Genomic DNA, 18,372 nt, shown 5'->3' on the forward strand with positions numbered 1-18,372 from the left:
ACGAGGGCCCTGATCTATGGCGGCATGTCGCGCGCGCACGGACCGCTGTGGCCAGCCGGCAGGGAGCACCGGCGGTGGTCCGGCATGATCGAGTCGCAGAACACCCAGTGCCGTACGTGTTGGGTGTCCTCCTCGGAGACGGTGGTGCGGCTGCCACCCGCGAAGCCGTCTCTCGTCACCTTCTCGGCTGTTGGCACAGCCGCGGTTACCGCGCTTGCACCGGGCGTCCCCGGGGGCCGGTGATCACCCTCACCCGAAGGCCACATTTCCAGTGGCCTCGGTATTGGTGCAACGACACCAACGGAATCCTTTTGACAGGTGCCTGGAGAGGTGAGATGGCCGCAAAGAGAGAATCCTTCGTTCGGACACTGCGCGCTCAGTGGCTCGGGCAGCAGATGCGTGAGCTGCGGGAGCGACGTGGCCTGACGCTCAAGTACGTCGCGCGGTTCCTGGAGCGGGACTTCTCGTCGCTGGCGCGGTACGAGCGGGCCGAGTGGCCGTTCCGCCGAGACCTCGTCGTCCAGTTGTTGGACCTGTACGGCGTCTACGACGAAAGCGAACGTGATCGACTCATCCAACTCGCTCAGGACGCCTGGCGCGTCGACCGGTGGGACAACGACTTCGACAAGACGATCTATGACACGTCTTTCATCGACTTTCCCTGGCTGGAGTCGAGGGCTGAGCAGGTCTGCACATACGCCGCGTTGTTGATCCCCGGCCTCCTACAGACCAGGGACTACGCCGAGGCGGTCATCCGGAACGCCGAGCCGAGTTCCACCAGCGAAGTTCAGATCCGCAAGTGGGTCCAGCTACGGATGGACCGCCAGCGGTTACTTGACGCGCCATCACCAACGAGGCTTGCGGTGATCATTGAGGAGGCAGCGCTACGACGTCCGGTGATGAGCAGGGGAGTCATGGCAAGCCAACTCGTTCACCTCACGGAGACAGCGAGGAAGCCGACGGTCGAGATTCGGATCCTGCCCTCCACCCTCGGGCTGCATGCCGGGTTGGACGGGACGTTCTGGATTTTCAAGATGCCATCGCCCTACAGCGACGTGGCGCACGCCGAGACGCTGGGCGGCCGGCTGTTCATGGAATCGGACAAGGCCCTGCGGTACGTCCGCGCGTACGATCGCCTCCGGGAGGCCGCACTCAGCGCGAGCGAGTCGGCGAAGCTGATCGCAGCACTCGCGGAGGAACTGTCATGAGCGACACGATGCCCGACGTGGCTTGGCACATCAGCACCAAGAGCCCGGACAACGGCGGAAACTGCGTCGAGGCTGGGCCGCTGTTGGACGGCTCGGGTCGGGTGGCCGTCCGGCACAGCAAGGCGCGCGACGCTGCGACGATCATCTACACGGCCCAGGAGTGGGCAGCGTTCGTCGGTGGCGTCAAGGACGGCGAGTTCGACTTCACCGCAGCCTGATCTCTGCTCCGCCGCCGAGCGGTGGCACCTTGGGGGGTGCCACCGCTCGATCAGGAGAGCAGCTTCTGCACTTCGCGCCAGAGCTTGTCGAACGACGGAGAGTTGGCGCGCGCGGTGTGCAGGTCGAACGTGGCGGCGAGCGGGGCCTGGTCCACCTTGGGCTTGTACGGGTGACCGGCCATCCGCTCGCTGAGCCAGCCCTTCGCATCCCGCTTGGCTTCGGGGTCGACCGGCGGTTCCAACTCGTCGGGCAGACCCCGTAGCCCGCCGAGCGACTTTGCGGCAGCCAGGAACCAAGCTTCGAACTCGCGGTTCGCGAGGACCACGCCCACCTTGACGTCCGGCCGGGCGGCCTGAGCCCGACTTTGTAGGCGCGGGCCGAGGTCAGCGGGGCAATGATCGTCGGCGTCGAGCAGTACGAGCACGCCACCGCGCCCCTTCACCCGTCTGGCCTGAGCCGCCACCGCCATCTCCAGCCCGGCACCGATCAACTGCGTCTGCGGAACCCGAAGCGGCACGGTCACCTGGAGGTTCCAGACCGAAAGTTCCGCGGCGATCCTCCGCAGCAGAACAGGCAGAGCATTCACCTCGCCGTGTCCCTCGATCGCCGGAGCGATGGTGATCGGCTCGTGCCCGCTCACTCTGCCACCGGTCCAGGCCGGTCCAGCGCAACTGGTTCAGGCGACAACTGATTGGCTCGCATCAGGGCACCAACGGTGAACAGTCCATCACGGACGATTTGCTGGCTTGCCGCGTCGAGCGGGCCGATGACCGTCACCCCGCTCGTGCTGGTAACGGCAAGGACGCTGTCCAGATCAACGTCGTCCCGGTCCAGGAGGTCGTCGCTTTGGGTTGTCGCGATCACCTGGACGTGTTCGCTGGCTTCGGTCAGCGCGTCGTAGAGGGCACCGGCGGCAGCGGGGTGCAAGGCCGTTTCCGGCTCTTCAATGCCAACGAGGTTGATCTGCCCATATTGGGTGGAGGGTTGAAAAAGCGCTGCCAGCACGCCGGCAGTTCGGATCGTGCCGTCCGACATGGCGTCAGGGCCGAACGTGGCGTCCGCGCCCTCGTCGCTGCGCTGGCGCATTTCGATGGTCACGTAACGTCCAACCGCATGCCGGTCGATACCAATGACGCCGGGCGCGACGGCCGCGAGGTAATCATCAACCCGGCCCTTTACGTCCGGATACGAGTCGCTGAGGTCGCCCAGCACGTCGCCCAAGTGCTCGCCTCTGCGACCCAGAACGGCCCGCTCAGCGGCCGGCTGGGGGAGCCGGAGCGTGCTCGTCGCGAAGTTGTAGAACCGCATGCCCCGCAGGGCCCGGGTAAGTCGGCTGAGTGTCTTGTTAACCGCGCTGGCGCTTTGTAGGTAGAGGCGGTCTGGGTCTACGGAAACCTCCTTGGCTGGGTGATGCGGTCGGCTTACCACCCCCCGTTCTGCCCGAAAGTCGGACGTTTGAGTCGTTGGAAACGACCGACATTCCTCCCACGATACATAAAACGGATGCTCGACTGAATCAGGAGCAGTGGCGATCTCGAAGCCATAGGTCCATCGTTCCCACTCCGAGTCGTCCGCCTCTGACGGTAGAGCGAAGTCGATCACAATGCTGAACGAAGCTGCCGGTTCCGGGACTCGACGTAGGATCTCTGGCAACCCATTACGGACCTCGATCGCCCGTTGAGGAGTGCTGGTGACGGCATCTGAAACAAAGGCGAGCGCATCTAGAAAATTGCTTTTGCCTGTGCCGTTTGGCCCGACGAGCAGCGCAAGCGGCCCGACGGTCACATCACACTCAGCGATGCTCTTGTAGTTTCTGATCCGCACTCGGTGAAGTCGCGGTTCAGGTGCGCGTGACCTGATCCCTGACCGGTCTGTCTCGCCCACGTCACCTCCAGCGTCAAGTTCGGCCACCTCTGACTGTCGCCATCAAGTAGCTAACTCCTGACGAGGTTACGGGCGATGGCTGCCCTTCGAGCAGCCGGTCCGCTCGGCCGCCGCGCTGTTGCTGGTCGCCGACCGATCCGCGACGTGGCCTGGGCCCAACAGGCAAACGACGGTGGCCCCGGGATAAATCCCGGGGCCACCGCCTCTCAGGTCTTGCGCTCACTCACTCAACGCCGGGCCATGCGCCGTTCAGCCATGGAACGACGTGCCGAGCCGGCCTTGGACAGACCACGGCTGAACAGGTACGCGCCCGTCAGCACGGTCAGGAACCACCACGCCAGGTTCGGGTTGCTGATGTGCAGACCGTAGGTGGTCGAGCTCCCCCAGAACGTCGCGACCACGACGGCCGCGACCGCGATGGCGTAGATCCAGAACTCGGTGGTGAGAAATGCCTGCTTGGTCTCGGTGCCCGTCGGTGCGGGCATCTCATGCCGGTGCCCGTCACCCATCGCCGGCATCTGGCGGGTCTGGGTGTCCTGCATGGTCGCCCGGTTGGGCACCTCCTGCGTCGGCCGGTTCATGGGCCTGGTGGACGCAGCCTGCGTGCTCATCTTGTCCTCCTCGGATGCGATGAGTTGCTCACCCGCCCCGCTACCGCGTTTCGGCCACGGCACGGTTCGCGTTTCGTGGCGGGGGCACCCGGGGTCTACCCGAGGGGCCCGGAGAGGTAACACCGACCGGCGGCCGAAATGTCGTCCCATCGTGGCCGCTGATGGATCGCGGGAGTCCAGGCACGAAGTGGTTTGGACCGCCGCTCGTCGGGCACGCAACGCCGATACCCGAGAACGCTGCGAGGTGGTTGACGTGCGTGAGGACGACATGCGGCAGGAGGCCGCGCGGCGGGCCGAGGAGCGGATCGCCGGCGGCGTGTACGCCAAGGGCGCACTCGACGAGGTCACGGTGCCACAGACCGACGTGTTGCGGGTGATCCAGGAGGAGGATCCGGACGATCCGGCGCACGTTCCGGTCGACGCGAACGTGCTGCGCGACGGCGGGCCCACCCGTGGTCAGGGCGCGGTCACCACGACCGGGGGCACCGCCGGCCCGGCCAGCGCCCGCCGGGTGGCCCGGCAGCCGGAGCGGCACCGGGGCAAGGTGGCGCCGACCACCACCGGCGATGCCACCACCGGCGGCCTGAGCACCCCGGCCGGCGGCTCCACCAGCGACGCCTCGTCGAGCGGTGCCCAAGTCGGCAACTTCACCGACGAACGGCCCAACCCAGGCTGACGCACCGCCCTTTGTTGATCATGAGGTTGGCGGCGCTCGTGGAGATCGAGATCGCCGTCAACCTCATGATCAACGGGGTTAAGCGGTGCGGAGGATGCCGAGGCGTTGGGTGGCGCGGGTGAGGGCGACGTAGAGGTCGCTGTGGCCGCGGGGGGACTCGGCGACGATCCGGTCGGGGTCGACCACCAGGACCGAGTCGAACTCCAGGCCCTTGGCCTGCTCGGTGGTGAGGATCACCACGCGGTTGGCCAGCTCGGGCTGCTCGCCGACGGCGGCCTCCGGGAGCGCGGCGGTGACCACAGGGCCCAGCTCGGCCATTCGACCGGCCGGGACGATTACGCCGAGGCGGCCGTCGGTCAGCGTGGCTGCCTCCCGGGCCGCCGCCTCGACCAGCTCCGCGGCGAGCCGGTCCGCGTCGACCGTGCGGTCCCAGGGTGGTACGCCGCTGGCGCGTACGGAGCGGGGCGGGCGTAGCGCCGGGTCGATCGCGGCGAGCACGTCGGCGGCGACCGCCATGATCTCGGCCGGGGTGCGATAGCTGACGGTCAGCTCCTCCAGCCGCCACCGGTCCGCCACGTACGGTTCGAGCGCCTCCGCCCAGGACGGCGTGCCGGCGAGCGCGCCGGTCTGTGCCACGTCACCGACGATGGTCATCGACCGGCTCGGGCAGCGGCGCATCAGCAGCCGCCACGCCATCGGCGACAGCTCCTGCGCCTCGTCGACGATGACGTGCCCGAACGCCCAGCTCCGGTCGGCCGCGGCGCGCTGCGCGGTGGTCAGCCGCTCGGACTCCTCCTGCCGTTCCAGCAGCCGGTCGGCGTCGAGCAGGTCGGTGACGCCGAGGATCTCGCCGCCGTCCGCCTCGTCCTCGACGTCGATTGACCGGGAACCGCGGGCGATCTCCAGCACGCCCTCGGCGTACTCGCGTTGCAGCGACCGGATCCGCTCCCGGCGGGCCACTGCGGCGCGCTCGTCCTCGCCCAGCAGCTCGGCCGCCTCGTCCAGCAGCGGCACGTCGGCCGGCGTCCAGCCGCCCGGCTCGCGGTGCAGCAGCGCCCGCTCGGCGTCGGTGAGCATCGGCGCGGCGGTGGCGATCCGCTCCGGGTCGGCGTACAGGTCGGCGAGCAGCCGTTGCGGGGTGAGCACCGGCCACAGCTCGTCCAGGGTGGCGCGGACCTCGGGCTCCTCGCGCAGCTCCCGGCGGATCTCGGCGACGTCCGCCTCGGAGAGCAGGTTCTCCCCGCCGAGCGGGTCGGCGCCGATCCGCTCGGCCACCTGCGTGGCGAGCGCGTGGACGATCTCGATGTCGAACAGCGCGCGGGCCAGGTTGTGCGGGCGGTTCGAGCGGCGGACCCGGTCCCGGGCCTCCCTCACCACGGCCGGGTCCAGGGTGAGCAGCTCCCGCTGCGGCAGCTCGATCTCCAGCGGCTCGTCGGGCACCCACTGCCGGTCCCGTACGGCGTTGGCCAGCACCTCGGCCAGCACCGCGCGGCCCTTGAGCGCGGCGGTCCGCGCCGGCTCGGTCCGCCGGGCCTGCACGCCGGGGAAAAGGTCGGCCGGGGTACGCAGCAGCACACCGGTCTCGGCCAGCGCCGGCAGCACCTGGGAGATGTAGCGCAGGAAGGTGGCGTTCGGGCCGACCAGCAGCACGCCCCGGGTGGAAAGCTGTTGCCGGTGGGTGTAGAGCAGGTACGCGGCGCGGTGCAGCGCCACCGCCGTCTTGCCGGTGCCCGGCCCGCCCTGCACCACCAGCACGCCCGGCAGGTCAGCGCGGATGATCCGATCCTGCTCGGCCTGGATGGTTTCGACGATGTCGCGCATCCGGCCGGTGCGGCCGGCGTTGAGCGCGGCGAGCAGGGACGCCTCGCCGGTCAGCTCCTCGTGTGCGGTGGGGGAGGCGGTGGCGATGTCCAGCACCTCGTCGTTGAGCCCGGTGACCTTCCGCTCCCGGGTACGCAGGTGCCGCCGCCGGCGTACGCCCTGTGGGTTGGCGGCGGTGGCGAGGTAGAACGACCGCGCCGCCGGGGCCCGCCAGTCCATCAGCAGCGGGTCGTAGTCGCCGCTGGTGTCAAAGATGCCGATCCGGCCGATGTAACGGCGGGAGTCGTCGTCGCCGTCGAGGCGGCCGAAGCAGAGGCCGGTCTCCACCGCGGAGTACTGCTCGACCTGCTCGGCGTACATCCCGACGGTGGAGTCGCGCTGCGAGCGGGCCTGCAACGTGCCGCCGGTGGTTCGCAGCTCGTCGGTGAGCCGCTGGGCGGCCTGCTCCCGCATGCCGTCCAGCCGGTCGTAGAGCATCGAGACGTACTCCTGCTCGCGGCCGATCTCGTCGTCCGATCCCGCCAGCGCACTCGCAGTTGACAAGCCGTCTCCTCATTGCCTAAAATAGCTATAGGAATGGCAATTTTCGCCATTCCTTTTTGTGTTTGGACTGAGAAAGATACCGCGCGTCGAGCCGCCGGGCCAAGCCGGCCGGCCGCCCGTCAGGACGGGTGGGCGGACGTCCACCCCTGCTGGTGGAGCCGCTCGAAGCCGTCGAGCAGCAGGTCGAGCGCGAATTCGAACTCGAACTGGTCGTCGCAGCCCTGCCCCACGACCGATCCGTTGTCGTGCGCTTCTCCCAAGGCGATCTCCGCGATGTACGGATACCGGCGCGCCAACTCCTCGAACACGGCTGCCTGCTGTTGCGGGTCGGCGGGCGGCGGTGGGCCGGGAAACACTTCCTGGGTGAATCCCCACACCCGGCTACCCAGCGCGTGCATCACGTGGTGGGTGAGGTCGATGGAGAAGCCGCCGGCCCGGAACATGCCGACGACCGAGTTCAGGTAGTCGAACACGACCAGGGTGGGGTGGGGGCGGGACTCGATGACGCGGGACGCCCACGGGTGGCGCAGCATCGCCCGCCGGGCCGACAGGATGCGCTGGCGGATCGCGCACTTCCAGGCGGTGCCCGTCTCCGGGGGGTCGATCTCGCCGACGATGACGTCGACCATGCCGTCGAGGAGTTCCTCCTTGTTGGCCACGTGTTTGTAGAGCGCCATCGGCACGACGCCCAGCTCCTGGGCGAGGGTGCGCATGCTCAGCGATTCGATTCCGACCCGGTCGGCGAGCGCGACAGCGGCGTGCAGCACGCGATCCCGGTTGAGCGGGACCCGGCGCGCACCGGCTACCTGCTGGACCATGTCGACCGCCTCTCGTAGGAAACACACCTTGACGGTGTACGGCGTACACCCTACCCTCAGGCGCAGAGGTGTACGCCGTACACTTCTGCCGTGACCGGTCTGCTGATGACCGGAACGAGAGAAGGGAACCGCGGTGACTTCCTTCGTGAAACGAGACTGGCTGGTGCCGGTCGGGCTGATCATGCTCAGCGCCGTGCCGGTGATCGCCGGCGCCGCCCGGGTCGCCGAGTTGAGCGGAGGCGCGACAGTCACGGCGGACAACGCCCGGTTCTTCGCCGCACCGGTGCCCGTGCTGGTGCACATCGTCGGCGCCAGCCTCTACTGCCTGCTGGGCGCGGCGCAGTTCGCCCGTGTATTCCGCCGCCGCCGGCCCGGCTGGCACCGCGCAGCCGGGCGGTTGCTGGTCCCCTGCGGGCTCGCCGCCGCGCTGTCCGGGCTCTGGATGGCGCTGTTCTATCCCCGGCCGCCCAGCGACGACGTGCTCGTCACCGGCTTCCGGCTCGTCTTCGGCTCAGCCATGGTCGGCTGCATCGTCCTCGGCGTCGCCGCCATCCGACGCCGGGACATCGCCCGCCACCGCGCCTGGATGGCGCGCGGCTACGCCATCGGTCTCGGCGCGGGCACCCAGGTCCTGACCCACCTGCCCTGGATGGTGCTGGCCGGCCCACCGAATGGGCTCACCCGGGCGCTGCTCATGCTCGCCGGCTGGGTGATCAACCTCGGGGTGACCGAATGGGCGCTTCGCAAGCGACCCACCCGGTCACCCCGGACCGTTGGACATTCGACCAACGCGAGTGCGGGCGCTGGGCCGGCAGGTCAGCCGCGCGCGACCTGGTAGAGCCGCTCCGGTGTGACCATGCCAGCCAGCACCCGGCCGTCGTCGGTGAGCAGCACGCTGAACAGCTTCCCGGTCAACAGCCGGCCGCTGCCCCAGTCACCGCTCACCTTCGGCAGCCCGCCGAGCACCTGGGCCACCGCGTCCGCGCCCGGCGCCGCCGAGTTCGCGTCGCCCTTCGGGCCACCGGCCGGACCGGCCGCGTCGAGCCGCGCCACCACCACCGTGGTCCAGCCGGTGCCGACCGTACGCAGGTCCCGGCCGTCCGGCCGCCGGTCGAGGTCCGGGTCGTGCTTGCCGGCCGGCCCGCGCTCGCCCGCCGCCGGATTCTCGCCGGCCTTGACGCCGGGCTCCTCGGTGACCTTGACCCCCGGCGGCGGGTTGAACCGGAACTGGTCGGCGTCCGGGGTGCGGAAGTCGACCTGCGTGAACGCCACCTCGAACGCCGGCCGGTCGGCCCCGTCGGCGAGCACCACGAACCGCAGCGGCACGTGCTCCTTCGCGTCCAGCGCGATCCGCACCTGGTGCACCAGCGAGTCGGCGTCGCGCGGGCTGAGCACCAACTCGTACGCGTCCCGCCCGGCTACCCGGGCGGAACGGCCGACGGTCACCGCGGTGCTCGGGTCGATCGCGGCGAGCGCCTGCTCGGCGGCGTCGACCGGAGTGGCCGGCGCCGACGGCACGGTCGCCTCGCCCGCCGGCAATGTCCGGTGCGACGCGGTGTTGGTCCGGCTGCTCCACGTCCACACGTCCCGGCCGTTGTGCAGCAGATCCTGCTCACCGAGCGTGTCGACCAGCGCGAGCCGCTGCCGGTCCGGCCCGCCGTACCAGACCCGCAGGGTGTGCGTGCCGGTGAGCAGGGTGGCCAGCTCGTTGCCGGTGGCCGCGCCGGCCAGCCCGGCGATCGGCGGCAGCCCGAGGTCGGCGCGTTGCACCACCGTGCCGGAAAGCCCTTCGAGGCGGGACGTGCGCAGGTCGTTGAGAAGTTCGGCCGCGGTGCGCGGCGGCAGAGCCGGTTGGGCCCCGGCGGCGAATGTGCCGACCGCGGCGCCGCCGCCGATCACGGCGACCCCCGCGGTCACCGGGACCAGCCAGCGCAGCACGGCACGGTTCTTGAGAATGGGCATGTTGGGCACCTCCTGACCGTAATGGTGCACGCGGGTCGCTGTGAGGCCGCTGAGGAGAATCCCTAAGGAGGGTCACCCGATGGCACCCTTGGACGGGTGCGATTACTGGTGGTGGAGGACGAGTCGCGGCTCGCGTTCGCGTTGCAGCGGGGCCTGCAGGCCGAGGGGTTCGCGGTGGACGTCGAGTCGACCGGGCCGGCCGGCCTGGACGCCGCCCGGCACGGCGGCTACGACGCCATGATTCTCGACGTGATGCTGCCCGGCCTCTCCGGCTACGAGGTCGTACGCCGGCTGCGGGCGGAGGAGCACTGGCTGCCGGTGCTCATGCTCTCGGCCAAGGACGGCGAGTACGACCAGGCCGACGGGCTGGACTGCGGGGCGGACGACTACCTCACCAAGCCCTTCTCGTACGTGGTGCTGCTGGCCCGGCTGCGGGCGCTGCTACGCCGGGGCGCGCCGGAACGCCCCACCGTGCTCACGGTCGGCGACCTGCGGCTGGACCCGGCGCGACGGCGGGTGACCCGGGCCGACGTCGAGGTGGCCCTGACCACCCGCGAGTACGCCCTCCTCGACTACCTGATGCGCCGGCCCGGCGAGGTCGTCTCCAAGACCGAACTGCTCGACCACGTCTGGGACGCGAGCCTGGACACCGCCCCCAACGCCGTCGAGGTCTACGTCGGCTACCTGCGCCGCAAGATCGGCCGCGACCGCCTCGAAACCGTCCGCGGCGCCGGCTACCGCCTCGCATGAGAGCGCAAGGAGGGGCCCCCTGTTATCGCCTCCGGTATAGGAGGGGCCCCCTGCTAACACTCGGCCTGCGGGTGCGGCTGCTGGTGATCGGGGTGGCCGGCCTGAGCGTCGGGCTGGCGCTCGGCGGGATCATGCTGCTCGGGGCGCTCGGCTGGACGCTGCAGCGCACGGTCGACGCCGAGGCGTTCCGGACCGGCGACGCGGTCGCGCTGCTGGCCGCCGAGAAGGCGCTGCCCGACCCGCTGCCGGTGGCCGGTGGCCAGCTGCAGGTTCAGGTGGTCGACGGCCAGGGCCGCATCCGTGCCGCCTCGATCGACGCCGACCGGCTCGTGCCGATGCTCCGCCCCGACCAGCTGCACGCCGGTCAGCGCCAACGCCTCGTGGTGGACGGGCCGCGGGTCGGCCTTGCCGGCCCGGTCCGGGTGGTTACCGTGCCCGCGGGCACCCCGGCCGACCCGCTCACCGTGCTGGTCGCCAAGTCCATGGCGGACGTGCGGCACAGCCAGTACGTGGTCCGGGCCCTGCTGCTGGTGGGCTTCCCGCTGCTGGTTGCCGGGCTGGCCGTGGTCGCCTGGCGGGTGGTCGGCGCGACGCTGCGCCCGGTGGAGGCGCTGCGCAGCGGCGCGGCCGAGATCACCGGGCGGGCCGGTCCGGGGCGGCTGCCCGTACCGGCCGCGCGGGACGAGATCCAGCGGCTGGCGGTCACCCTCAACGACATGCTCGACCGGCTGGAGGCGTCCCGGGCCCGGCAACGGGCCTTCGTCGCCGACGCCGCGCACGAGCTGCGCAGCCCGCTGACCAACATGCGTACGGAGCTGGAGGTGGCCCGCCGGCTGGGCGACGCGACGGACTGGCCGGTGGTCGCGGAGAACCTGCTCGCCGACACCGAGCGGCTGAGCAGGCTCGTCGATGACCTGCTGCTGCTGGCCCGCCTCGACGAACAGCCCGCCCGGCCGGACGGCAGCGCCGTGCGGGCGGTGGGCCCGGTGGAGCTGGGTGAGCTGCTGCGCGGCGTCGCCGGCCGCTACCCGTCCCCACCGGTACGCCTCGCCCCACCGCCCGGGCCGTTGTGGACCGAGGGCGACCCGGGGGAGCTGCGCCGGGTGCTGGCCAACCTGGTGGAGAACGCGCTGCGGCACGCCCGTGGTGAGGTGGTGCTGGCGGTCACCGGCCCACACCCCGACCCGCCGGTGCCCGGGCAGCGGGGATCGGGGCGGGCTGCCGGGGCGTACCACCTGGTGACCGTGACCGACGACGGGCCGGGCATTCCGGCGGCCGACCGGGAGCGGGTGTTCGCCCGGTTCACCCGCCTCGACGACGCCCGGGCCCGGGACGACGGCGGCGCCGGGCTGGGGCTGGCCATCGTGCGGGAGCTGGTCCGCCGGGCCGGCGGCTCGGTCGACCTCGCCGACGCCGTACCCGGGCCGGCGGCGGGCACCGGGCCGGGGCTGCGGGTCAGCGTACGGCTGCCGGCGCTGGACGAACCGGAGGCGGACTTCTGATCAATGGGTTCGGGGTTCGAGCCCCTGACGGCCCCCCAACAACGCGTGAGCTGGGGGTCGCTGAACCTCGCCTTGGTTGATCCACTCAGCCAGCCGGTAGGTCAGGTCTGGCCGGGGCTTGCTACGGGTAGTCCTGCGGCCTTGGCGCAGTCGAGCAGTCGCCGGTCGTAGGTGACGAAGGCGATGAGCGCTGTTCCGGACTCGTTGGTCAGAACCTGGGCGGTGGCGAGGTGAATGGCGTCGAGGCTGCGTAGCGCCGGCTCAGCGAACGCGGCTGCAGTCGCGCGGATCGTACTGTCGATCTCCAGTCGGAACAGCCGCCCGACGGCCGCCGGCACTCCGATCAAGGCTTGTGGAGCTGAGCGGCGCAGCGCTCTGGGCACTTCCACCTCGACGAGAGCGGAGGAGACCAGCGGCACATCGTCGTGGGTGTTGAGCCAGGCGACAAGGTCGGCACTGCATGCCTCCTGCCGAACCAGCTTGACGACGGCGGCGGAGTCGAGGTAGATCACCAGCGCTCCTCGTCTCGCATTCCGGCGAGCGTGGCGGCCACGTCCACATCCTCGTCACCGAGCTTCGGTGGAAGCGGAACGGGACCGCCGCCGGTCGGGGCAACGGCTCGCCCCGCAGCTACCAGCTTGGCGAGCATCGACCGGTCGTTGCCTACCGGAACAAGTCGGGCGATCGGGTGCCCGCGATCGGTGATCTCGACGGTCTCGCCGCCGCTCACCCGAGCCAACACCTGGCTCGTGTTCTGGTTGAGCTCCCGGACACCGATACGTTCCATGGACAAGAGTGTAGAACTAAATGTTCTACCTTGCCAGTTGTCCGCGTGGCCAGGCTGCCTACCGGCCAGGACCAGAACCGGCGACACCAGGCAAAGGGCCACTGCGACTGCAACCGACCACCGTGCGTCGGCGAACCGGACCGACGGTTCGGCTGGTCGGGCCGGAATCATCGGGCACCGCCCGGCGGGCGCGAGCTGGGGAGACGGCCAAATGATGCACAACCCGATTCCCGCGACCGGAACAGTCACTCTGGCCCTGCGTCACTGACCCGATGCGCTTGCCGTCGGTCTATGCCGGCGTCTTGATGGCCGGGCCCGCCCCGGCCCCCTCCCGCGTGACGCGGCGGCGCCGGGTCGGCAGCCCGAGCGTCGGGTGGGCGACGCCCCAGGCGGCGCCTTTGCAGACCAGTTCCTTGTACACGGCGGCGAGCCGCCCGGTCAGGGCCGCCGGCACGGCCCGGTCGTCGGCGGTGACGTACTGGATCAAGCCGTTCTTACGGCCCAGCGAGACGCACTGGTTGAAGTAGCGGATCGACGTGTGCGGAAGCTCCCCGCCGGTCAGGCGCGCCGCGATCGCGTCGGCGGCCTGCCACGCGGTCGGAACCCCGGAGGCGCACGACATCCGCAGCGGCTTGTCCCCGGGGCCCATCACCATGGCCGCGTCGCCGATGGCGTACACGTCGGGGTGTGAGACCGAGCGCATCGTCCCGTCGACCACGATCTGGCCGGTGTCGGTGACCTTCAGGGCGGTCGCCTGTGCGATCGGGTGGACCGCGAAGCCGGTGGTCCACACGGTGACCGCGGCCGGGATGGTCCTGCCGTCGGTGGTGGCGACGCGGTCGGCTTCGACGCCGGTGACGGCAGCGTGCTCGTACACGGTGATGCCGAGCTTGCCGAAGACCTTTCGCAGGTGCGCGCGGCCCTTGGGCGAGAGCCAGTCGCCGAGGTCGTCGCGGGCGGCGAGGGCGACGTCGAGGTCCGGGCGGGCCTCGGCGATCTCGGTCGCGGCTTCCACACCGGTGAGGCCGCCGCCGACGACGAGCACGGTCTGCCCGGCGTCGAGGCGGGTCAGGCGCTCGCGCAGTCGGAGCGCTCCGAGGCGGCCGGCGATCTCATGCGCGTGCTCGGCGACCCCGGATACGCCGTGGGCGTCCCAGCCGCTGCCGAGGGCGTAGACGAGCGTGTCGTAGGCGAGTTCCTCGGCGCCGTTCGCGTCGCTGACGGCGACGGTCCTGCGGTCGACGTCGAGGCCGGTGACCTTCGCGAGTCGCAGTGCGACGCCGGTGCCCGCGAACATCTCGCGCAACGGCCGGGGCTTGAGGTCCTGGCCGGCCGCCAGTTGGTGCATGCGGACGCGTTCGACGAAGTCGGGCTCGGCGTTGACGAGGGTGATGGCGACGTCCTCGCGGCGGAGCCGCTTGGCGAGGCGGCCGGCGGCGATGGCTCCGGTGTATCCGGCTCCGAGGACGATGATGCGGTGCTGCATTTCTCGCTCCTGTCCTGCGCGGGTTTGCCCTTTGAACCGGGCGGGCCGCCGATTCCTGACAGGAACGCGATATGAAGCACCTCACACCGTGCTGAACACGGGCTTTCCGTGGTCGGTGGCCGCCCAGCGCGCGGTCGCGCGGTCGAGTTTGTCGGGGTTGACCTGGCTGCGGATCGCGGCGATGCCCTCGGCGGTGACCTCCAGGCAGATGACGCCGACGACCCGGCCGTCCACGACGGCCACCACGGCGGGGTCGCCGCCGGCGGTCCCGGCGTAGAGCTCGGGCGTGCCGCCGAACATGGCCCGCTTGGCCTCGCTGGGCTTGAACAGGCCCCGCAGGAACTTGGCGACCGCGATGGCGCCTTCGAACGCCTTCGCGCGGGCCGGGACCTTCCCGCCGCCGTCGCCGATCGCGATGGCGTCCTCGGTGAGCAGCCGCACGAGCGGCTCGGTCCGGCCGCTGGCTGCGGCCGCCAGGAACTCCTCGACGATCCGCCGGGCGGTGGCCTCGTCGGTCTCGGTGCGGGCCTTGCCGTCCGCGACGTGCTTCTTGGCGCGGTGGAAAATCTGCTGGCTGGCGGCCTCGGTGATGTCGAGGATCTCGGCGATCTCCCGGTGCGGGTAGTCGAAGGCCTCCCGCAGCACGTACACCGCCCGCTCGTTGGGGGTGAGGCGTTCCAGGAGGGTGAGGACCGCGTACGAGACCGACTCGCGCTGCTCGGCGGTGTCGGCCGGACCGAGCATCGGGTCCCCGGCGAGCAACGGCTCGGGTAACCACTGACCCACATAGGTCACCCGGCGGGCCCGCGCGGAGGTGAGCTGGTTGTGGCACAGGTTGGTGAGAACCTTTGTCAGCCAGGCCTCGGGGACCTCGATGCGGTCGACGTCGGTGGCCTGCCAACGCAGGAACGTCTCCTGCACGGCGTCCTCGGCCTCCCCGGCGGAGCCGAGGAGGCGGTAGGCGATGGCTGCCAGGCGCGGCCGGCACGCCTCGAACCGCTTGACGTCGTTGGCGGTCAGGGGCATGGCCCGATCCTAGGCCGCGCGGCGCGAATCGGCCGCTGCGGCGATGCCCCGCGCTTGACAACTGCCGTCAAGCGCTTGACGATGCTTGTCAAGTAAGGAGGGAAGCAGCATGCGATCGGGTTATGAAGAGTTGGTCGAACAGCTCACCAGGTTGATCGACGTCCGCCTGTTGGACCCGCTCGAGATCCTGGTCGACGGCCATGACGCTATCGGATCCCTGCGGGCCGTGGTCCATGAGAACGCAAGGACCTTGGCCACCACGATGGTCGGCGGCGACGATCGTGCGGCCTACGGTGCGATCATCCGAGCGATCTCGACGCTCTATCCCGGCGACGGTCCGTTCGACCCGCCGCTCGACTGGTGGCGAAGCCCGCTCGGCCAGGTCGTCGCACGAAGGGTTGGCCACCCCACCGCTGAAGCGGTGTCGTACGCGGTGGCCGGCGCCATGCTCGGCATCACCCGCCAGGGTGTCCACGACCTGGCTTCCCGCGGCAAGCTGGCCCGTCACCCCGAGGGCGGCGTCCGCTCTGCCGCAGTCCGCGACCGACTCCTTCAGGAGGGGACCAGACGTGCCTGAGACCATCATCAGCTCCGGGACGGTGCCGATCGCCGTCCGCGACTTCGGCGGATCAGGACGCCCACTGCTACTTCTGCACGGTGCCGGCGGCAATCTCGCCCAGCTGGGGACGCTGGCCGCGCAGTTGCGCCCGGCACACCGGGTGGTCGCCGTCGACCTGCGCGGACACGGGCGGTCCGGAGACGGTCCGTGGCGCTGGGACGACGTACTGGACGACCTGACCGCGGTCGCCGACGACCTCGGCCTGACCCGTCCCGCGGTGGTCGGCGTCTCCCTCGGCGGAATGCTGGCCGCGCTCTGGGCACGCCGCCACCCGGAGTGTCCCGGCGCCGTCAGCCTGGACGGAAACCCGACGCTGGGCCGCCCGGAACAGCTTGCTGGGATGGACCCGGAGCAGGCGGCGACCCAACTCGCCACGCTGCGCGCCGCCTTCGACGGGATGGCCGCGGTGATGGCCGAGCCGCTCAGCGCCGAGCAGTTGGCCGCGGCGTTGGCGGGCCAGCGGGCGATGGCGCAGCGGTACGGTGCCGCGCCGGAAGACTGGGTGGCCGCCTTCGAGCGCAACCTTGCGCCGTGCGACGACGGCCGTAGTCGACTGCGCCCCGGCCCGGAGCTGACCGAGCAGATACGAGTAGCGATGGAGTCACTCGACCTGATCCCCGCATACCGGGACACCCGCTGCCCGCTGCTGCTCGTGCTCGCCACCGAGGACCTGCCCGAACAGCACGCGTTCGGCGAGTTGTACGCCGCCTACCGCCGGGCCACCGCCGAGCGCCTCGCTGCGGTGGCCAATCCGTCGCTGCGGGTGCTGCACCTGGCTGGCGCCAGCCACGCGATGGTCGCCGAACGCCCGCAGGAACTTGCCGACGTCATCACCGGTTTCCTCGCCACGGCAGCTCGCGACTGAGCCGACGCGGAATGCTCGGTCAGCGGCGACGGGTGCAGACCGAAGGGGCTCGGGCGACCGTGTCGGTGGACCACACCAGTGCGACGGTGAAGCAGTAGTCGGTGGTGCGGTCGAGCCCGTAGGCGATGTAGCTGTCGGTGCCGGCGGGCAGGTCGACGAAGGTGTGCTGCTCCTGCCCCGAGCGGCCCCCGGCGACCACCACCGGCCCCTCCGCCCCGGCCGGGTACGTCCAGCTCAGCAGGACGCTGTCCCGCCGGTCGGTCAGCCGCACCCGCTGCGGCGGGGTGCCGGGGGAAGCGGCGGGCGCGGCGTTCGACGTGGCCTTCGACGTGCCGGAGGGGGTGCCGGTCGGGGTGTGGCCGGTGGTCGGGGGGTGGCCGGTGGTCGGGGGCGCGCCGGACGTGCCGCGCGGACGGTCCACCCGCGACACGCCGGCGATCACCGCGATGGTGCCGAGCAGCAGCGCCACGATCACCCCGGCCACCACCAGCGGCAGCCACGGGGTGCTCCGCCGGGCGGGTGCCGGCGGTCGGGGCACGTGCACCGGCAGGTAGCGCGACGGCGGCTCAGGCTCGGCGGCCCGCGGCACCCGGCGTACGCCTTCCGGCTCGCTCTCGGTCAGCCCGACCACGGTGGGGGGCAGGGCGCTCTCCTCGGAGCGCCAGGGCTCCTCGGCCGACTCGTCGGGCGGCCACGGGTAATCGTCGAACGGCTCGGCGGCGGCCTCCGGTGGGGTGCGCGGCGTGGGCACGCTCGGGTGCCCACCCTCGGCCCGCTCGGGCGGGTGGTAGAGCGGCGGCTCGGGCGGGCCCTCGGCGGTCGGGGGGACCCGGGCGGCGGGCACGATCGGCGGCTCCGGGGCGGGCGGCTCCGGGGCGGCGCAGACATGGTCCGGATCGGCGGCGAGCCGGGCCAGCCCGGTGACCTGCGCGGCCAGCGGGTCGTCGGCGGGCAGGTGCAGCCGGCACAGCTCCTCGGCGAGCGTCAGATGCTCGTGGGACTCGGCGTAACGGCCGCAGTCGCGTTCCATCGCGCCGAGCTTGGCCAGCATCTTGATGCCGCTGGGGTGGCCGTCGCCGTAGATTTCGCGGTGCAACTCCCAGGTGTCCTGCAAGCGGTCGCGGGCGACGTCGCACTGGCCGCGGGCGTACTCCACGGTGGCCAGGTCGGCGTGGGCGGCAAGCACCCGCGGTGACTCCGGGCCGTCGCGGGCGGTCAGCTCGATGATGACGTCGGAATAGAGCCGGGCGGCCCTGGCGTCGCTGCCGACCCGGTGCAGCACAGCGGCGAGCGTGGCGGCGGCGGTGATGGTGCGCTCGTCGGAGCCGCCGTACAGCCGGGTGGCCGCCGCGTACGCGAAGGCGGCCCAGCCCCGCGCAGCATGCGGCTCGCCGAGCGCGACCAGCAGCCGGGCCTGGAGCCCGGCGGCGTCGGCCAGGTCGGGGGTGGCGTTGGCGGGCCGCGGGTCGGCGTCGGTCAGCGCGCCGGCGAGCAGTCGCTGGGCGCCCGCGAGGTCCCCCTCGGCCACCAGGTGGTGCGCCCGGACAGTAAGTTCGCCGTAACCGGAGGTCACGCCCCATCGTGCTCGCCCGACA

20 protein-coding genes are annotated in these 18,372 nt (G+C 71.1%); 8 read left to right on the forward strand and 12 right to left on the reverse strand.

Translation table 11 applies throughout. The annotated features are described in order from the left end of the window. Positions 1–14 precede the first annotated feature (14 nt). A complete protein-coding gene (locus tag ABZ671_RS24305) occupies positions 15–266 on the reverse strand; it encodes a hypothetical protein (RefSeq protein ID WP_357862113.1) in 252 nt (83 codons plus the stop codon). A gap of 69 nt (positions 267–335) precedes the next feature. Between ABZ671_RS24305 and ABZ671_RS24310 the strand changes: the two genes are divergently transcribed. Together ABZ671_RS24310 and ABZ671_RS24315 are read left to right on the forward strand one after the other, a co-directional pair. Next, positions 336–1,208: a helix-turn-helix transcriptional regulator gene (locus tag ABZ671_RS24310; RefSeq protein WP_357862180.1), complete on the forward strand. Its 873-nt coding sequence runs from the start codon at positions 336–338 to the stop codon at positions 1,206–1,208. Continuing rightward, entirely contained in the window at positions 1,205–1,426 is a 222-nt protein-coding gene (locus tag ABZ671_RS24315) for a DUF397 domain-containing protein (RefSeq protein ID WP_357862115.1), read from the forward strand. Before ABZ671_RS24310 ends, ABZ671_RS24315 begins: the two co-directional genes overlap by 4 nt. A 50-nt stretch (positions 1,427–1,476) precedes the next feature. Here ABZ671_RS24315 and ABZ671_RS24320 read toward each other — a convergent pair whose 3' ends face one another. The 3 genes from ABZ671_RS24320 to ABZ671_RS24330 form a co-directional block, all read right to left on the reverse strand. After that, positions 1,477–2,067: a DUF4276 family protein gene (locus ABZ671_RS24320; protein WP_357862117.1), complete on the reverse strand. Its 591-nt coding sequence runs from the start codon at positions 2,065–2,067 to the stop codon at positions 1,477–1,479. Beyond that, positions 2,064–3,251: an AAA family ATPase gene (locus tag ABZ671_RS24325; RefSeq protein ID WP_357862119.1), complete on the reverse strand. Its 1,188-nt coding sequence runs from the start codon at positions 3,249–3,251 to the stop codon at positions 2,064–2,066. Before ABZ671_RS24325 ends, ABZ671_RS24320 begins: the two co-directional genes overlap by 4 nt. A gap of 287 nt (positions 3,252–3,538) precedes the next feature. Beyond that, positions 3,539–3,829 (reverse strand): hypothetical protein, encoded by a 291-nt coding sequence (locus ABZ671_RS24330; protein WP_357862182.1) that lies wholly within the window; start codon positions 3,827–3,829, stop codon positions 3,539–3,541. 346 nt (positions 3,830–4,175) lie between these two features. Between ABZ671_RS24330 and ABZ671_RS24335 the strand changes: the two genes are divergently transcribed. Continuing rightward, on the forward strand, positions 4,176–4,598 hold the full coding sequence (locus tag ABZ671_RS24335) for a hypothetical protein (RefSeq protein ID WP_357862121.1): 423 nt from the start codon (positions 4,176–4,178) through the stop codon (positions 4,596–4,598). Between the two features lie 78 nt (positions 4,599–4,676). On the opposite strand, the gene ABZ671_RS24340 is transcribed toward ABZ671_RS24335, so the two are convergent. Both ABZ671_RS24340 and ABZ671_RS24345 read right to left on the reverse strand, forming a co-directional pair. Next, positions 4,677–6,896, reverse strand: coding sequence for an ATP-binding domain-containing protein (locus ABZ671_RS24340; protein WP_357862184.1), 2,220 nt, complete (start codon positions 6,894–6,896; stop codon positions 4,677–4,679). Between the two features lie 185 nt (positions 6,897–7,081). Continuing rightward, on the reverse strand, positions 7,082–7,780 hold the full coding sequence (locus ABZ671_RS24345) for a TetR/AcrR family transcriptional regulator C-terminal domain-containing protein (protein WP_357862123.1): 699 nt from the start codon (positions 7,778–7,780) through the stop codon (positions 7,082–7,084). A 163-nt stretch (positions 7,781–7,943) separates the two neighbouring features. Here ABZ671_RS24345 and ABZ671_RS24350 point away from each other — a divergent pair, with 163 nt between their 5' ends. Further along, positions 7,944–8,618 (forward strand): DUF2306 domain-containing protein, encoded by a 675-nt coding sequence (locus tag ABZ671_RS24350; RefSeq protein WP_357862186.1) that lies wholly within the window; start codon positions 7,944–7,946, stop codon positions 8,616–8,618. Here the strand turns inward: ABZ671_RS24350 and ABZ671_RS24355 are convergent. Next, positions 8,597–9,742, reverse strand: coding sequence for a sigma-E factor regulatory protein RseB domain-containing protein (locus ABZ671_RS24355; protein WP_357862125.1), 1,146 nt, complete (start codon positions 9,740–9,742; stop codon positions 8,597–8,599). The genes ABZ671_RS24350 and ABZ671_RS24355 overlap by 22 nt on opposite strands. A 96-nt stretch (positions 9,743–9,838) precedes the next feature. Between ABZ671_RS24355 and ABZ671_RS24360 the strand changes: the two genes are divergently transcribed. After that, positions 9,839–10,492 carry a response regulator transcription factor gene (locus ABZ671_RS24360; protein WP_357862127.1) on the forward strand — a complete coding sequence of 218 codons (654 nt, stop codon included), beginning with the start codon at positions 9,839–9,841 and terminating at the stop codon, positions 10,490–10,492. Beyond that, positions 10,489–11,994, forward strand: coding sequence for an ATP-binding protein (locus ABZ671_RS24365; protein ID WP_357862129.1), 1,506 nt, complete (start codon positions 10,489–10,491; stop codon positions 11,992–11,994). The genes ABZ671_RS24360 and ABZ671_RS24365 overlap by 4 nt, the downstream gene beginning before the upstream one ends. A 101-nt stretch (positions 11,995–12,095) precedes the next feature. Here the strand turns inward: ABZ671_RS24365 and ABZ671_RS24370 are convergent, their stop codons facing one another. The 4 genes from ABZ671_RS24370 to sigJ all read right to left on the reverse strand — a co-directional run bounded on the left by ABZ671_RS24370 (position 12,096) and on the right by sigJ (position 15,293). Beyond that, a complete protein-coding gene (locus ABZ671_RS24370; RefSeq protein WP_357862131.1) occupies positions 12,096–12,506 on the reverse strand; it encodes a type II toxin-antitoxin system VapC family toxin in 411 nt (136 codons plus the stop codon). Next, complete coding sequence (locus tag ABZ671_RS24375; RefSeq protein WP_357862133.1) at positions 12,503–12,781, reverse strand: type II toxin-antitoxin system prevent-host-death family antitoxin; 279 nt, start codon at positions 12,779–12,781, stop codon at positions 12,503–12,505. The genes ABZ671_RS24370 and ABZ671_RS24375 overlap by 4 nt, the downstream gene beginning before the upstream one ends. Before the next feature lie 289 nt (positions 12,782–13,070). Continuing rightward, positions 13,071–14,267 (reverse strand): FAD-dependent oxidoreductase, encoded by a 1,197-nt coding sequence (locus ABZ671_RS24380; protein ID WP_357862135.1) that lies wholly within the window; start codon positions 14,265–14,267, stop codon positions 13,071–13,073. A gap of 81 nt (positions 14,268–14,348) precedes the next feature. Then, a complete protein-coding gene (gene sigJ / locus ABZ671_RS24385; protein WP_357862137.1) occupies positions 14,349–15,293 on the reverse strand; it encodes an RNA polymerase sigma factor SigJ in 945 nt (314 codons plus the stop codon). A 130-nt stretch (positions 15,294–15,423) separates the two neighbouring features. On the opposite strand from sigJ, the gene ABZ671_RS24390 reads away from it, so the two are divergent. Beyond that, positions 15,424–15,870 carry a hypothetical protein gene (locus tag ABZ671_RS24390; RefSeq protein WP_357862139.1) on the forward strand — a complete coding sequence of 149 codons (447 nt, stop codon included), beginning with the start codon at positions 15,424–15,426 and terminating at the stop codon, positions 15,868–15,870. Beyond that, positions 15,863–16,777 carry an alpha/beta hydrolase gene (locus tag ABZ671_RS24395; protein ID WP_357862141.1) on the forward strand — a complete coding sequence of 305 codons (915 nt, stop codon included), beginning with the start codon at positions 15,863–15,865 and terminating at the stop codon, positions 16,775–16,777. Before ABZ671_RS24390 ends, ABZ671_RS24395 begins: the two co-directional genes overlap by 8 nt. Positions 16,778–16,796: 19 nt before the next feature. Here ABZ671_RS24395 and ABZ671_RS24400 read toward each other — a convergent pair whose 3' ends face one another. Further along, positions 16,797–18,350 carry a tetratricopeptide repeat protein gene (locus ABZ671_RS24400; RefSeq protein WP_357862143.1) on the reverse strand — a complete coding sequence of 518 codons (1,554 nt, stop codon included), beginning with the start codon at positions 18,348–18,350 and terminating at the stop codon, positions 16,797–16,799. Positions 18,351–18,372 lie beyond the last annotated feature (22 nt).

Origin of the sequence: Micromonospora sp. NPDC006766, assembly GCF_040636055.1 — a bacterium.
Classification (GTDB): domain Bacteria; phylum Actinomycetota; class Actinomycetes; order Mycobacteriales; family Micromonosporaceae; genus Micromonospora.

What these genes read in the sequence shown, in the direction of transcription:
- ABZ671_RS24315 (WP_357862115.1), top strand. Translation starts at nt 1,205, where the DNA reads ATGAGCGACACGATGCCCGACGTGGCTTGGCACATCAGCACCAAGAGC.
- ABZ671_RS24310 (WP_357862180.1), top strand. Translation starts at nt 336, where the DNA reads ATGGCCGCAAAGAGAGAATCCTTCGTTCGGACACTGCGCGCTCAGTGG.
- ABZ671_RS24345 (WP_357862123.1), bottom strand. Translation starts at nt 7,780, where the DNA reads ATGGTCCAGCAGGTAGCCGGTGCGCGCCGGGTCCCGCTCAACCGGGAT.
- ABZ671_RS24375 (WP_357862133.1), bottom strand. Translation starts at nt 12,781, where the DNA reads ATGGAACGTATCGGTGTCCGGGAGCTCAACCAGAACACGAGCCAGGTG.
- ABZ671_RS24330 (WP_357862182.1), bottom strand. Translation starts at nt 3,829, where the DNA reads ATGCCGGCGATGGGTGACGGGCACCGGCATGAGATGCCCGCACCGACG.
- sigJ (WP_357862137.1), bottom strand. Translation starts at nt 15,293, where the DNA reads ATGCCCCTGACCGCCAACGACGTCAAGCGGTTCGAGGCGTGCCGGCCG.
- ABZ671_RS24380 (WP_357862135.1), bottom strand. Translation starts at nt 14,267, where the DNA reads ATGCAGCACCGCATCATCGTCCTCGGAGCCGGATACACCGGAGCCATC.
- ABZ671_RS24340 (WP_357862184.1), bottom strand. Translation starts at nt 6,896, where the DNA reads ATGCTCTACGACCGGCTGGACGGCATGCGGGAGCAGGCCGCCCAGCGG.
- ABZ671_RS24355 (WP_357862125.1), bottom strand. Translation starts at nt 9,742, where the DNA reads ATGCCCATTCTCAAGAACCGTGCCGTGCTGCGCTGGCTGGTCCCGGTG.
- ABZ671_RS24365 (WP_357862129.1), top strand. Translation starts at nt 10,489, where the DNA reads ATGAGAGCGCAAGGAGGGGCCCCCTGTTATCGCCTCCGGTATAGGAGG.
- ABZ671_RS24305 (WP_357862113.1), bottom strand. Translation starts at nt 266, where the DNA reads ATGTGGCCTTCGGGTGAGGGTGATCACCGGCCCCCGGGGACGCCCGGT.